Below are 14,214 nucleotides of genomic sequence, written 5' to 3' on the forward strand. Positions count from 1 at the left end.
TCTAAAAAACAACAAGAAAGAGGCATAACACAATTTGTATCTTTCTATTAAAGTATAAAATGATGAAAAATCTAGCAGCGACCTTCTTGGCTGTATTTTCAACAATATGCTGGGCACAGGAAAAACCAAATGATAGTCTTGAAACCGTAAAACTTAATGAAATAATTGTCATTGGAAGTAAACCTTCTTTACACTTAAAACAATCAAAATCGCTGACATCTATAGAAGAATATCTCTCAAAATCATCAAAAGTAAATATGATCAAAAGAGGAGCGTATGCTTGGGAACCCATTATAAACAACATGGCTACAGAGCGCACCGTGATTACTATTGACGGAATGCGCATATTTGGTGCGTGTACCGATAAAATGGATCCGATAACTTCTTATGTTGAGGTTTCAAATTTAGCCGAAGCCACCATTGCGTCAGGACAACAATCAAGTTGTCACGGAGCAGGAATTGGAGGATCTGTCGATTTAAAACGGAATCAGTTTAGTGATAAAAAAACTGGATGGAACGGCAGTTTAAATTCAGGTTTTGAAAGTAATAATCTTCAAAAAATTATTGGTGCATCTTTAGGCTATAATAATTCTCATTTTTATACCCATATCGATTTTATGCATCGTGATGCTGATAATTATAAAGCAGGTGGAAACAAAGAAGTAAGTTTTTCTCAATTTAACAAATACAATATTTCTGCTACTGCAGGTTATTTTATAAACAAACAAAACCTTTTGGAAACTTCTGTAATTTATGACAAAGCATCAAATGTGGGCTACTCTGCTCTTCCTATGGATGTTTCTTTAGCCGAAGCTAAAATTGTATCTCTATGTTATAAATATATGCCAAAATCTAACCTTATAACAAACTGGGAAACAAAAGGATATTTCAATTCTATAACCCACAAAATGGACGATACCAAAAGACCAAGCGTACCGATACATATGGATATGCCAGGATGGTCTGATACTTATGGTTATTATTCGAGAATAAAAGGAAAAATTAAAAATCATAATTTTCTAGCTGACTTGAATGGTTTTTACAATAAGTCAATTGCTGAAATGACGATGTATCCATCAGATCCTAACGAAAATCTGATGTTTATGTACACATGGTCAGATGTCAGAACTTTGTACAACGGATTGTCCTTAGAAGATAACATACAAATTTCTGAAAAAAATCATTTGAGAATTAGTACTAATCTCGGATTCCAGAATAATACTGTAGCAAATGATTTCGGATTAGCAAGTCTTCGCATTTTTTATCCTGATATGGATGCTTCAAAAAACCGTTTTCTAAAAAGCTTTGCTGCAAATTATACCAAAAATATCGATCAATTTGAATTTGGATTTGGTTTGGCTTACGCCGAAAGAGCGCCATCTGTATCTGAAGGCTACGGATTCTACTTGTATAACAGCAGTGACTTTTATGATTATATAGGAAATCCAAATCTAAAAAATGAAAATGCCCTCGAAGGAAACTTTTCGGTTGGATATAAAACATCTCAAATCACAGCAAAAATTACAGGTTCTTATTTCTGCTTCTCAAATTATATAATAGGTAAAATTGATCCTAATACGCTCCCTATGACTATTGGCGCTTCTGGAGTAAAAAGATATGAGGCTATAGACAATGCCAAAATTTTCAATACCGATTTTAATCTGACTTATGATTTTCTGGAAAATTGGCAATTCAAATCTCAGCTTACTTATAGTTCGGGAAAAGATAATGAAGGAAATAATCTCCCATTTATAAGTCCGATTAAATACAGCGCAGGAATCGATTTTAAAAAAGAAAAAATTAATGCAGGAATTAACGCTTTAGGAAATCTGGCACAAAATGAATTTGCAAAAACTTATGGGCAAACCAAAACTTCAGATTATCTGATTTTTGGAATTAATGCAGGATATGCTTTTCATTGGAATCAAAACATCTTAAAACTGCAAACAGGAATTGAGAATATTTTTGATAAGTATTACACGACTTATGCCGATTGGAACAAGATTCCAAGAATGGGCCGAAATATATTTGTTAATCTCACTCTCAATTTAAATTAAGATTCGATTATCAAGGTTAACATATACAAACAAATATAAAACAGTATGATTAGAATCATGTTTTGAAAAAAATGATGATAATATATTTACCCTATTAAAATTATGTGTTTAAATATATTTAAAAAACAGGTTTAAAAGATAAATAGCATCAGCTTTCATATAGCTACATAGCAGAAAATTCAAAAATTAACATGAACAAGAACTTTTTAGTACAGGAAATAATCCGATTGAAAAAAGAAAAAAATGCTATTATTCTGGCTCATTATTATCAAGATGAGGATATTCAGAATATAGCAGATTTTATTGGAGACAGTCTGGAACTGGCAAAAAAAGCTCAAAATACAAATGCTGATATTATAGTTTTTGCTGGAGTTCATTTTATGGCACAAACCGCAAAAATTTTAAACCCAAATAAAAAAGTAGTATTGCCTGATTGGAATGCGGGTTGTTCCTTGGCCGATGGCTGTCCGCCTGAGGATTTCAAATTATTCAAAGAACAGCATCCAGATCATATTGTAGTCACTTACATTAATTGCTCTGCCCAAATAAAAGCTATGAGCGATTTGGTCTGTACGTCGGCAAATGCAAAAAAAATAATTGAGTCGATACCGGTAGAACAAAAAATCATATTTGCTCCAGATGAAAATTTGGGCAAATACCTACAGAAAGAAACCAAACGCGAACTGGTCTTATGGAAAGGCTCTTGTGTTGTGCATGAAGCCTTTTCATTAGACAAACTAATTGAAATATATAACAGAAATCCAACTGCAAAAATTGCAGCACACCCTGAATCTGAAGAGCATATTTTAAAAGCAGCACATTACATCGGCTCAACTTCGGGAATTATTAATTTCATTAAAACGGATCCTACTACCGTTTTCATTGTGGCCACAGAAGCCGGTATCCTGCATGAGCTTACGAAAGCTGTACCTGATAAAACGCTGATTCCGGCTCCTACCACAGATGACAATAGCTGTGCCTGCAGTGAATGTGCTTTCATGAAAATGAATACACTCGAAAAATTGTATTTGTGCCTTAAAAATGAAAGGCCAGAAATGCTAATTAAAGATGAACTGAGAATACAAGCGCTAAAGCCTATTGAAAGGATGCTTGAACTATCATAAAAAAATGCAACAACTCTAAATCAAAATAACATGCTTAAAACAGATATACTTATCGTAGGTTCTGGTATTTCGGGATTATTTTTTGCAACGAAAATCGCAAAAAAACGGCCAGATTTATCAATTGTTATAATGACGAAAGAAACAGCTAAAAACACCAATACAAGACTGGCACAAGGCGGTATTGCAGTGGTGACTGATCTCATAAAAGATAGTTTTAACAAACATATACATGATACGCTTCGGTCAGGTGGAGGGCTGTGCGATAAAGAAGTGGTTAATATGGTTATTAAACAAGCTCCAGAAAGACTTCAGGAACTAATTGAAATTGGGGCATGTTTTGATAAAAATGAAAAAGGCCAATGGGATTTAGGTTTAGAAGGTGGGCATTCACAACATAGAATATTACACCATAAAGATAGCTCCGGACAAGAAATCGAGCAGAAACTGCTCAAAATGATCAAGAAAATGCCCAATATTGAACTCTTAGAAAATCATATGGTCATTGACTTAAATACCGAAACAAAAAAAGCTAAAACTACTTGTACCGGAGCCTTTTTCTTTGAAAAAAAACACAACCGAATTAAATATATTAGAGCCAGAACAATCGTTTTAAGTACTGGCGGATGCGGACAGCTTTTTGAAAATACAACAAATCCGAAAATAGCAACAGGAGACGGATTGGCAATCGCAGCACGTGCAGGAGCAGAAATTGTCGACATGCAATATATTCAGTTTCATCCAACAGCTTTGTTTACAGGAAAAGAGAATCCGTTATTCTTAATTTCTGAGGCCGTTAGAGGTTTTGGTGCTCATATAGTAAACGACGAAGGAAAAAGATTCTTGTTTAAATATGATATTAAAGGCGAATTGTCTACACGCGATATGGTCTCAAATGCCATAAGCAAAGAACTTCAATTGAGTGGCAAAAATCATGTTTATTTAGACTGCAGGCATTTAGATCCGAAAGCTTTTGCAAATCAATTTCCTGTCATCACAGCACATTGCAATGAACTAGGAATCTATCCTGAAAAAGATTTAATCCCAGTTGTTCCTGCTGCACATTATCAATGTGGCGGCATTAAAGTCGATCAAAACGGAGTTACATCAATTAAAAATCTTTACGCAATTGGGGAATGTGCGAGAACAGGACTTCATGGTAAAAATCGTCTTGCATCCAACTCACTTCTTGAAGCTGTAGTATATGCACACCAAGCTTCGGAAAATGTTGATAAAACTATAGCTGAGTTTATTTATTCATCCAAAATATTGATTCCGAAGTTTCCAAAAGCACATAATGTAGATGATTATCTTGCTTTTGAAATACTTAAAAAAGAATTGCAAAAATGGGTCACTTCGTTTTATACGAGTGAAGAACACGATGCCGATTTTGCTTTTGCAAAAATAAAAGAGCTTCATAATTATGCTTTTTCGCTTACAAAATCACACGAAATCACGATTCCGTTTATCGAATTTTCAAATATGATAGCTGCTTCATTATTGATTATTAAACAATGCAAAGCCACTACAGACAAACAAATGTGCTGAAACCAAAATAAATCTATATACCCCAACCATTATGAAACTGACCAGTAAAACCACAGTTGGCGAAATCGTAGCAGATGATTTCAAAACAGCAGCCATTTTTACAAAATTCCATATTGATTTTTGCTGCAAAGGGCATCGAACTATCGAAGAAGTCTGCAGAAAAAGAGATATTGAAGAAAGTGTTCTTATTGACCATATTGAAAAAGCAAGAAACAGTTCTGCCAATCAGTCTTTTGATTATAAAAATTGGCCTGCAGACATGATTGCAGATTATATTACCAAAACTCACCATAGATATGTTGCAGAAAAAGCTCCTGTTATTCTAGAATATTTAGATAAATTATGCGGTGTTCACGGTGCGATTCATCCTGAGCTTCATGAAATCCATACTATTTTTTCAAAATCGTTTTTGGACTTGACGGCTCATATGAAAAGAGAAGAGTTGGTTGTTTTTCCTTTTATTAAAAAAATGAAAGCCGCACACAGTAAAGGTACAGAACTGGAAACACCGCCTTTTTTATCTATTGAAACTCCAATTGTAACCTTAAAAGACGATCATATTACAGAAGGGCAACGCTTTAGAAGAATTGCGGCCTTAACTAATAATTATACACCACCCGTGGATTCATGCAGCACCTATAAAGTGGCTTTTCTCATGCTAGAAGAATTTGACAAGGATTTGAAAAAACATATGCATTTGGAAAACAATATTCTGTTTCCAAAAGCAATTGAACTTGAAAAAACATTAGAAAAAGTGTCTTAAATAAAATCAGAACCATGGAAAAATATGTAATCAAACGCAACGGAGATTATAAGCTATTTGAAGCTTATAAAATTGAGGATGCCATTCAAAAAGCCTTTAAGAGCGTGAATCAGCCTGTAGACAAAAGAATTTTCAAAACGGTTCTTTCTGGTCTAGAAGCAAAGTATTCATGGCCTGTTGAAGAAATTCAGGACATTATTGAAAGAGTGCTTTTTGAAAACGGCTATTTCCAAACCATGCGTTCGTTTATAATTTATCGCCATACGAGAAAATTACAACGAGAACATATTAATGGTTTAAACGATGACACTACTTACATAGACAGTACGCAAACTGTTGAAGAATACATCAACCAGTCAGATTGGCGAATTAATGCGAATGCGAATATTTCGTATTCAAACGCGGGACTAGTCAGTAATACCGCAGGAAAAGTAATTGCCAATTATTGGCTGGATAAAATATATAATAAAGAAGAAGGTTCTGCTCATAGGAATGGCGACATACACATCCATGATTTGGATTGTCTTACCGGATACTGCGCTGGTTGGAGCTTACGTGTGCTGTTAAATGAAGGTTTTAATGGCGTTCGTGGCCGTGTCGAGAGCAGACCTCCTTCTCATTTTAGAGAAGCATTAGGGCAAATGGCTAATTTCTTGGGAATTCTGCAAAGCGAATGGGCAGGCGCTCAAGCATTCAGCTCTTTTGACACCTATCTAGCCCCTTATGTTTTTAAAGATCAGCTTTCTTATGAAGAAGTGCTAAAAGGAATTAGAAGTTTTGTTTACAATCTAAATGTGCCAGCACGTTGGGGACAGTCGCCTTTTACAAACATCACTTTAGATTGGAATGTTCCTGAAGATTTAAAAGAACAGATTCCGACAATAAATGACGAACATTTATTTTTGAATGTTACTAATGAAAAGCTAATTAAAGAAGCTAAAAAAAGAGGCGTTTCAAAATTGATAGATTTAAAATATGCTAATTTTCAAAATGAAATGAATCTCATTAATAAAGCATATTATACCATTATGACTGAAGGCGATGCAAATGGTCAGCCGTTTACATTCCCTATTCCGACAGTAAATATTACTGAAGATTTTGATTGGAACGGGGAAAATGTTGACTTGCTTTTTGAAAACACAGCTAAAATTGGTTCATCTTATTTCCAGAATTTTATTGGAAGCCAATATCTTTTGGATGAAAATGGTAAGCGCATAGAAAATCCAGACGCTTATAAACCCAATGCTGTTCGCAGTATGTGCTGCCGATTACAGCTCGATTTAAGAGAATTATTAAAACGAGGAAACGGTCTTTTTGGAAGTGCCGAAATGACGGGAAGCATTGGCGTAGTAACCATCAATATGGCGCGCCTTGGATATCTTCATAAAGGAAACATCATTACTTTATTTGAGCATTTAGATGAATTACTCCAAATAGCAAAATCGACTTTAGAGAAAAAAAGAATGTTTATTCAGCAGATGTACGACCGCGGACTTTATCCGTACACACAGCGCTATTTGAAACATTTTAGAAATCACTTTTCTACAATTGGCGTAAACGGAATGAATGAAATGGTACTAAATTTTTCTGAAGGAAAACAAAATATAACCGCCACTTCGGGAATACATTTTGCAACCGAAATTCTCGATCACATTCGACTGCGAATGAAAGAATTTCAGGAAGAAACAGGAAATCTTTACAATCTAGAAGCGACTCCGGCAGAAGGAACAACGTATCGTTTTGCAAAAGAAGACAAAAAGCGTTTTCCAGAGATTTTGCAAGCAGGACAAAATGAAAACATATACTATACGAATAGTTCACAAATACCTGTTGATCATACAGACGATCCTTTTGAAGCCTTATTGCTTCAAGATGAATTACAATGCAAATATACTGGCGGTACAGTTTTGCATCTTTATATGAGAGAAAAAATAAGCAGTCCAGAAGCCTGTAAAAACTTCGTAAAAAAAGTTCTAACCTGCTTTAAATTGCCCTATATAACCGTAACACCAATTTTCAGCATCTGCCCTATTCATGGCTACTTAGACGGTGAACATGAATATTGTCCAAAATGCGACGAAATTTTACTCAATAAAAACAATCAAAAACACTTGGCTTATGAAAACGAAAACGCATAAAATTCTAGAAGAAAACAAATCGCAAAGAAGCAAATGTTTGGTTTACACCCGTGTAATGGGGTATCACAGACCTGTAGAAAGTTTTAATATTGGAAAAAAAGGTGAACACCAACAGCGTACACATTTCGAAGAAACCATTATCTAATAAAGGAATATTTAGCCTCACACCTTTTACTTTATTAGACTATCCGCATAGAACAGCCTGCATTGTGTGGTTTGCGGGCTGTAACATGCGATGTTTATACTGCTACAATCCTGATATTGTTCTGGGAAAAGGAAAAATAAATTTTAATGAAGTTCTAACTTTCCTCAAAACGCGAAAAGGATTGCTAGATGGAGTGGTTTTAAGCGGTGGCGAATGTACTTTACACAAAAAAATAATTGATTTTATAAAAGAAATCAAAGCAATGGGATTTGCGGTTAAAATTGATACCAACGGTTCCAACCCAAAAATATTGAATAGCCTGATTCATGACCAATTAATTGATTATGTCGCGTTAGATCATAAAAGTCTTCCTCATACCTTTAAAAAACTAACGCAATCAGGCTTATTTTATGAATTTGAAGAAAGTCTGAAACTTTTAATTCAGTCGAATATTTCGTTTGAAGTTCGAACTACATTTCATTCTTCTTTAATTACAGAAAGCGATTTTATTCAAATGATCAAATATCTTGAAAGTCAAAATTTCGAAGGCAATTATTATGTGCAACACTTTATGAATAATGTGCCAACACTTTCAAATCTAGATAATTCGACTAAAGAGATACAGCTTAAAGACTTCTCCACTCCAAAAATAAAAGTTATTTTTAGAGATTGACAACTCAAAATGAACTTGTTATGACTTCACATCATTTTTTATTAATACTTCATCTTTTGGCTGCTACAGTCTGGGTTGGCGGTCATTTGCTTTTGGCTATTTGTTATCTTCCTACAGCGTTGAAGAAAAAAGATCCTGAGATTATTTTAAATTTTGAAAAAAAGTATGAAAAACTCGGAATGTCTTCTCTCGCTTTACTTATCATAACTGGAATCTGGATGGCGTATGATTTTGGCGTAACAGCAGAAACCTGGTTTCATTTTTCAAGCGGATTTGAAAAAGTAGTTTCAATAAAATTGATTTTACTTTTCTGCACTTTCTTTTGTGCAGTGTGTGCACAATTTTTCATTATCCCAAAACTTAGACCGCATAATATCAACAAATTGTCTACTATTATATTAACGGTTACTTCAATTGGTGTTGCGATGCTGATTTTAGGATCAACGTTGCGTTATGGTGGAATTTAAAATTCCTTCCAGCACCTTTATCTGGTTCGTTTATTAAGACATCATACCGACAAGTATTGGCCCAAAAGCAGTCAATAATATATTGGCTAATGCGTACGGAATAGTGTAGCCTAAAACTGGAAATTTGCTTCCTGAAGCATCTTGAACTGCTTTTAATCCAATTGTTGAGGTGCCTGCGCCTGTTTGGGCGCCAAGTAAAATTATTGGATTTATTTTTAATATATACCTTCCAAAATACAGTCCGATGATATGAGGAATTAAAGCAACAGCCACACCGGCAAACAAAATACCAAAACCAGTTTCTTTAAGACCTGAAATAAAACTTGGACCTGCTACGAGACCAACAAGTCCGATAAACGTTGCGAGACCAACGTTGTCAAAAATCCACAAGGCGGGCTCTGGAATTCTACCAAAAACTGGCGTTCTTGAATGCAGCCAGCCAAAAATAAGTCCCATTACCAATGCACCACCGCTTGTCGTTAAAGTTACTGAAACTCCAAATAATGTTACCGAAAGCAAGCCCAAAAGTCCACCAAGGACAATACCTATACCAACAAAAATGATATCTGTCTCTGGACTTAAACGATCCAGATAGCCTATTTCTTTCGCTGCTTCTTCCAGTTTTGCAGGTCTGCCAGAAAGATTCAAAATATCGCCTCTATTTAAAACCGTCTTTGATTCAAGTGGTATTTCATGATTTTCTCTCGTTATTTTGTTTAGCATTAGCCCATGAAAAAAACTGCTTTTTCGAAGAGACTTTACTGTCATTCCTTCAATTGCTTTATTGGTGATGGTGACATCTAAATGTGCAAGCGGGAAATTCAACAATTCTTCATCCAAGACTTCTGGCCCAATAGAAAAGAGACTGTCTAAAATGATTCCGTGTTGTGCCATTATAACCATCACATCATCTTTATGAATTATGGTATCGGGTTTGGGATCTAGCAATTGATTTCTATGACGTACCCTCTGAATAACAATATTCTTGTTGGATATTAATCTTTCAAACTCGCTTATACTGATTCCAATCCATTTCTCATTGGTTATTCTATAGGCACGGATAATCCATCTCTGATAGGCGCTTTTCATTCCTGGACCGTATTCCTGTCCAGTTTCTCCTGAGATGATTTCAGCCAGTTGTTCGCTTTCTTTAACTAAATCAATACCAAGTAATTTTGGAGCAATTGCGGTCAGAAAAAAGACAAAAGATGTTGCTCCCACCAAATAAGTTACAGAATAGGCTACCGGAATATTGTTAATTAATCTAGTTTTTTCTGCATCATCAAGATTTAAATGGCTTATAGCATCTGAAGCAGTACCAATTACAGTTGATTCAGAAAACGCTCCTGCTAATAATCCTGCTGCTGTTCCTACATCATAACCTAAAAAAACAGAAACAGAATATGCCACTAACAAGCAAGCCAAACATATTACCAAAGTGAGCAACAATTGCGGAAATGCATTCTTTTTAAAACCTTGAAAAAATTGAGGCCCAACTTTGTATCCCGTTGAAAATAGGAAAAAATCAAAGAAAATGGTTTTTACAATACCGGGAATTTCAATATCCAGCTGACCAATTAGAACACCAGCGAATAAGATTCCTAATACTACACCTATTTTAAATGTCCCAATTTTAATGCGCCCGATTAAGAATCCAAGAGCCAAGCATAAAAAAAGTGCCAGTTCAGGATGTTCTCTAAGTATAGCTGTTACCATATTGCATTTTTTTTAGATAAATTTAATCAAAAAACACAAGTAACTAACTACATTTCAATTATTTAAAAACAATTATTTTAAATCACATTATATAAACAGAAAATAACGTTGATAAATGTAAATAACTAGACACTTTCTACAACAAGCTACTAAAACAAAATTAAAAATAATCCGAATCCAGCATCCAAGTTATGCCATCATCTTCATGAAACATCGGACAAAGAATTATTTTTTTCTCTCCTTTCTCATTGATAAGGTACCAATCTGTAGTATTAATTAAATCCAGAAATTCTCTTTCTGCTATTTCAGCCATCTTATCATTAGCTTCCTCATCTCCTTCTTCTATAAGAATACTTTCCAATATAGAATGTTTAATAAAATCTGCAAGATGTTTATTTTCAGGAAGCTCAGCTAAATAATTGAACTTATAGGTGATTACTCCAAAATCTCTCATATCAAAATACGTTTTAACAATCGATCCGATATTAAGCTCTCTCCAATACAATTCGAATTTCTTCATTATTTATCTTTAAATTATGAGTCTTTACTTCAAACAAATATAGACATATGAATTTCTTATTTATGATACGTTTCGAAACATTTCTGTATTTAAAACTAAAAAAAAAATCAACTAAAATTTGCATATATGACCAATCGGTCATATATTTGCATCGTTAAATACAATCTATCATGACAAAAGGTGAAGAAACCAGACAATTTATTATAGAAAAAGCCGCTCCTATTTTCAATACAAAAGGAATTGCGGCTACTTCTATGAGCGATATTATGGAAGCGACTAAATTGTCTAAAGGGAGCATGTATGTTCATTTTGAAAACAAAGATGTTTTGGCTTGCGCTGCTGTAGATCATAACATGAAAATATTAAGCTCTAAACTAGAAGCAGCACTTAGGGACGGAAAAAGTGCTAAAGAGCAACTTTTTGCTTACATTGATTTTTTTAGTAATCCGATAAATCCACCGGTAATTGGCGGATGTCCTTTACTAAACTTTGGAACAGAAGCCGATGATACGAATCCGATTGTAAAAGAAAAAGTAAATAATGCCATTAAACGTGGCCAGCAGCTTCTAACTGCGATTGTAGAAAAAGGAATAGCAGACAAAGAATTTATTCCTGACTGGAATGCTTCAGAATTTGCCACTGCCCTTTTTGCTATGCTTGAAGGAGGGCATTTGATGTCAAGAATGTCTGGCAACAATAACAATATGAATGCGATAGAAAAAACGCTTAAAAAAATTATATCTGAAAAATTGATATAATTTTTTTTACCATAAAAATGACCGATTGGTCATATTTTGAATCAAATATTAATTATAAAAACAAATACCATGTCAAAAACAATTTTAATTACAGGAGCTTCAAAAGGATTTGGAAGAGCTTGGACAGAAGCTTTTTTAGCTAAAGGATACAACGTAGCGGCAACAGCAAGAAATCTAGAAACGTTAAACGATCTAAAAGAAAAATACGGAAGCACTATTTTACCTTTAAAATTAGATGTCAACAATCGTCAAGAATCTCTAGAAGTGATTCAGAAAGTAAAACAGCATTTTGGAAGAATTGACGTTTTAATCAACAATGCTGGTTATGCGCTTACAGGAGCTGTTGAAGAGGCAAGCGAACAAGAAGCGAGAGAGCAGTTTGAAACCAATTTCTTTGGGACTTTGTGGTTAACACAAGCCGTTATTCCAATTATGAGAGAACAAAAAAGCGGTCATATTATTCAAGTTTCATCAATTTTAGGATTAGCAACTTTGCCAACAGGAATGGGACTTTACAGCGCTTCTAAATTTGCTATAGAAGGTTTAAGCGAAACATTAGCATCAGAAGTAAAACAATTTGGAATCAATGTGACTTTATTGGAACCAAACGGATATGAGTCTAACATCTGGCATACTGGAATTACCAGCAAAAGTTTACCATATTATGACGAAATCAAAAAAGCTTTAGCTGAAAGAGAAAACATATTTGGAAAAGTACAAGCAACAGCACCAGCAGTGGTGAACTTGGTAGAAAACGAAAATCCTCCTTTAAGATTATTGCTTGGAAAAGTGGCGTTCCCATTTGTAAAACAAAGCTACGAACAAAGATTGGAAAGCTGGGAAAAATGGAATGATGTTTCAGTTGAAGCTCACGGTTAATTAATCGGTGCTCTAACTAAAAAGATTCCTTCAAAACAAAGTTATCATTCCGTAGGGATGTTTGGTCGGCCAAATTTACATTCCGTAGGAACGTTTGATGTCCATTATCATTGAGAATTATATCCAAAAACCAAACGTTCCTACGGAACGTAAAATAATGACGACAACATAATTTCTACCAATGAAATGTTCCTACGGAACATACTATTTACAAAAAAACGGGATTGTTTACTCAAACAATCCCGTTTTTTTCTTTAATAGAAATCTTTAATCTTTAATCTTTAATCTTTAATCTTTAATTTTTAATTTTTAATTTTCTTACTCTTCCTCCCTTTCTTCCACCAAATAATAAATCCAGTTATAGGCAAAGAAGCGCCAATCAAACTTACCAAACTCCAGATTATTTTTCCTGCAAGTCCAAAGAAAATTCCTGTATGAAGATCGTAATTACTTGCTTCATAAACATCAGCAGCATTATTGTCTTTGTATAATTTGGTTCTGAGCATCTTCCCTGTTTTTCCATCAAAGAAAATCGTGTTCTGTTTTCTTGCCCAATCATTCGGATACGTCATTCTTAAACGAAGTTCTCCCGTTTTTCTGATTGAAAATGAAACTGAAGTTGCGCCTGGATATTTCGCATTTGCATTTTCGTAGATATTGTTATAACGAACAGGAATTGTAGTCGAATCAATTTTGGCGTTGGAAACCACTTTATCTCCTTTTCTAAGTTTGCTTCCCGTTACCAAACTAACTCCTTTTTTGACAGCATCGTACTTAAAATATGTTCCAGAAAACGCAATTAAAAGCAAAAAAATAGAAGCATAAAATCCTAAAACCTGATGCAAATCAAAATTGATTCTTTTAAACGAACCGCTCCATTTTATTTTTAAAGATTGTTTAAGCTGACGTCTCTTTTTTGGAAACCATAAAATTAATCCCGTTATGAGCATAATGATAAAAATCACAACCGACCAGCCTTGAATAAACTCGCCAACTTCTCCCAATAATAAAGTACGATGTATTTCTAGTACCATATTCAGCCAATCTGCTCCCTGCTGATTGATTAAAGTTCCATTGTACGGGTTGAAATAATAGGTCTTTTTCTTTTTGGTAGAAATTTGAACTGCCGCATTAGGTTCTGCTTTATTTATTTTTAAAGCCGTTATTTTCTGTTTAGGTTCTAGATATTCATAGTTTTCTATTATAGTTTTTAAACCTATAAAAGGCTTATTTTGAGCAGGAACATGCAGATATTCCTTGTTTGTAAAATCACGAATTTCTTCTTCAAAAACATAAAGAAAACCCGTAATGCTCACTATAAAAACAATGAGGCCCGATGCTAAACCGAGCCACAAATGTATTTGTCTGATAGTCTTTTTAAAACCTTTGGTCATACTGTGCAATAAAATCCAAATGTAGAAATATCATT

The 14,214-nt window shown here is 34.3% G+C and carries 13 protein-coding genes; 10 read left to right on the top strand and 3 right to left on the bottom strand.

Features of this window, described 5'->3' with window-relative positions:
- The first annotated feature begins 59 nt into the window (after positions 1-59).
- The 8 genes from FF52_RS21990 (at position 60) to FF52_RS22025 (ending at position 8,912) form a co-directional block, all read left to right on the top strand.
- On the top strand, positions 60-2,057 hold the full coding sequence (locus FF52_RS21990; protein WP_052017613.1) for a TonB-dependent receptor: 1,998 nt from the start codon (positions 60-62) through the stop codon (positions 2,055-2,057).
- 191 nt (positions 2,058-2,248) lie between these two features.
- Positions 2,249-3,181 carry a quinolinate synthase NadA gene (gene nadA / locus FF52_RS21995; RefSeq protein ID WP_008469079.1) on the top strand — a complete coding sequence of 311 codons (933 nt, stop codon included), beginning with the start codon at positions 2,249-2,251 and terminating at the stop codon, positions 3,179-3,181.
- Between the two features lie 30 nt (positions 3,182-3,211).
- Positions 3,212-4,726, top strand: a complete 1,515-nt coding sequence (nadB, locus tag FF52_RS22000) for an L-aspartate oxidase (RefSeq protein ID WP_008469080.1) — start codon at positions 3,212-3,214, stop codon at positions 4,724-4,726.
- A 31-nt stretch (positions 4,727-4,757) separates the two neighbouring features.
- Positions 4,758-5,489 carry an iron-sulfur cluster repair di-iron protein gene (ric, locus tag FF52_RS22005; protein ID WP_008469081.1) on the top strand — a complete coding sequence of 244 codons (732 nt, stop codon included), beginning with the start codon at positions 4,758-4,760 and terminating at the stop codon, positions 5,487-5,489.
- A 14-nt stretch (positions 5,490-5,503) separates the two neighbouring features.
- Entirely contained in the window at positions 5,504-7,627 is a 2,124-nt protein-coding gene (locus FF52_RS22010) for a ribonucleoside triphosphate reductase (protein ID WP_008469082.1), read from the top strand.
- Positions 7,608-7,772 (top strand): anaerobic ribonucleoside-triphosphate reductase, encoded by a 165-nt coding sequence (gene nrdD / locus FF52_RS23990; RefSeq protein WP_008469083.1) that lies wholly within the window; start codon positions 7,608-7,610, stop codon positions 7,770-7,772. Before FF52_RS22010 ends, nrdD begins: the two co-directional genes overlap by 20 nt.
- Complete coding sequence (locus FF52_RS22020; RefSeq protein WP_083847521.1) at positions 7,729-8,445, top strand: anaerobic ribonucleoside-triphosphate reductase activating protein; 717 nt, start codon at positions 7,729-7,731, stop codon at positions 8,443-8,445. Before nrdD ends, FF52_RS22020 begins: the two co-directional genes overlap by 44 nt.
- Before the next feature lie 20 nt (positions 8,446-8,465).
- The gene (locus FF52_RS22025; RefSeq protein WP_035692251.1) at positions 8,466-8,912 is read left to right on the top strand and encodes a CopD family protein; all 447 of its coding nucleotides are present in this window, start codon (positions 8,466-8,468) and stop codon (positions 8,910-8,912) included.
- Between the two features lie 33 nt (positions 8,913-8,945).
- On the opposite strand, the gene aspT is transcribed toward FF52_RS22025, so the two are convergent.
- Entirely contained in the window at positions 8,946-10,628 is a 1,683-nt protein-coding gene (gene aspT / locus FF52_RS22030; RefSeq protein WP_008469089.1) for an aspartate-alanine antiporter, read from the bottom strand.
- A 160-nt stretch (positions 10,629-10,788) separates the two neighbouring features.
- Positions 10,789-11,148: a hypothetical protein gene (locus FF52_RS22035; protein WP_008469091.1), complete on the bottom strand. Its 360-nt coding sequence runs from the start codon at positions 11,146-11,148 to the stop codon at positions 10,789-10,791.
- Between the two features lie 170 nt (positions 11,149-11,318).
- Between FF52_RS22035 and FF52_RS22040 the strand changes: the two genes are divergently transcribed.
- Both FF52_RS22040 and FF52_RS22045 read left to right on the top strand, forming a co-directional pair.
- Positions 11,319-11,906: a TetR/AcrR family transcriptional regulator gene (locus FF52_RS22040; RefSeq protein WP_008469093.1), complete on the top strand. Its 588-nt coding sequence runs from the start codon at positions 11,319-11,321 to the stop codon at positions 11,904-11,906.
- 69 nt (positions 11,907-11,975) lie between these two features.
- Positions 11,976-12,785 (top strand): SDR family NAD(P)-dependent oxidoreductase, encoded by an 810-nt coding sequence (locus FF52_RS22045; protein ID WP_008469094.1) that lies wholly within the window; start codon positions 11,976-11,978, stop codon positions 12,783-12,785.
- Between the two features lie 302 nt (positions 12,786-13,087).
- On the opposite strand, the gene FF52_RS22050 is transcribed toward FF52_RS22045, so the two are convergent.
- The gene (locus FF52_RS22050; protein ID WP_157498668.1) at positions 13,088-14,179 is read right to left on the bottom strand and encodes a PepSY-associated TM helix domain-containing protein; all 1,092 of its coding nucleotides are present in this window, start codon (positions 14,177-14,179) and stop codon (positions 13,088-13,090) included.
- Positions 14,180-14,214: the final 35 nt, after the last annotated feature.

Source organism: Flavobacterium sp. F52, assembly GCF_000278705.1.
GTDB lineage: Bacteria > Bacteroidota > Bacteroidia > Flavobacteriales > Flavobacteriaceae > Flavobacterium > Flavobacterium anhuiense.

Excerpts from the sequence above, each read along its gene's own strand:
- nadA (WP_008469079.1), top strand. The coding sequence starts at position 2,249 with ATGAACAAGAACTTTTTAGTACAGGAAATAATCCGATTGAAAAAAGAA.
- FF52_RS22010 (WP_008469082.1), top strand. The coding sequence starts at position 5,504 with ATGGAAAAATATGTAATCAAACGCAACGGAGATTATAAGCTATTTGAA.
- nrdD (WP_008469083.1), top strand. The coding sequence starts at position 7,608 with ATGAAAACGAAAACGCATAAAATTCTAGAAGAAAACAAATCGCAAAGA.
- FF52_RS22035 (WP_008469091.1), bottom strand. The coding sequence starts at position 11,148 with ATGAAGAAATTCGAATTGTATTGGAGAGAGCTTAATATCGGATCGATT.
- FF52_RS22050 (WP_157498668.1), bottom strand. The coding sequence starts at position 14,179 with ATGACCAAAGGTTTTAAAAAGACTATCAGACAAATACATTTGTGGCTC.
- FF52_RS22045 (WP_008469094.1), top strand. The coding sequence starts at position 11,976 with ATGTCAAAAACAATTTTAATTACAGGAGCTTCAAAAGGATTTGGAAGA.
- FF52_RS22040 (WP_008469093.1), top strand. The coding sequence starts at position 11,319 with ATGACAAAAGGTGAAGAAACCAGACAATTTATTATAGAAAAAGCCGCT.
- aspT (WP_008469089.1), bottom strand. The coding sequence starts at position 10,628 with ATGGTAACAGCTATACTTAGAGAACATCCTGAACTGGCACTTTTTTTA.
- ric (WP_008469081.1), top strand. The coding sequence starts at position 4,758 with ATGAAACTGACCAGTAAAACCACAGTTGGCGAAATCGTAGCAGATGAT.
- FF52_RS21990 (WP_052017613.1), top strand. The coding sequence starts at position 60 with ATGATGAAAAATCTAGCAGCGACCTTCTTGGCTGTATTTTCAACAATA.
- FF52_RS22025 (WP_035692251.1), top strand. The coding sequence starts at position 8,466 with ATGACTTCACATCATTTTTTATTAATACTTCATCTTTTGGCTGCTACA.
- nadB (WP_008469080.1), top strand. The coding sequence starts at position 3,212 with ATGCTTAAAACAGATATACTTATCGTAGGTTCTGGTATTTCGGGATTA.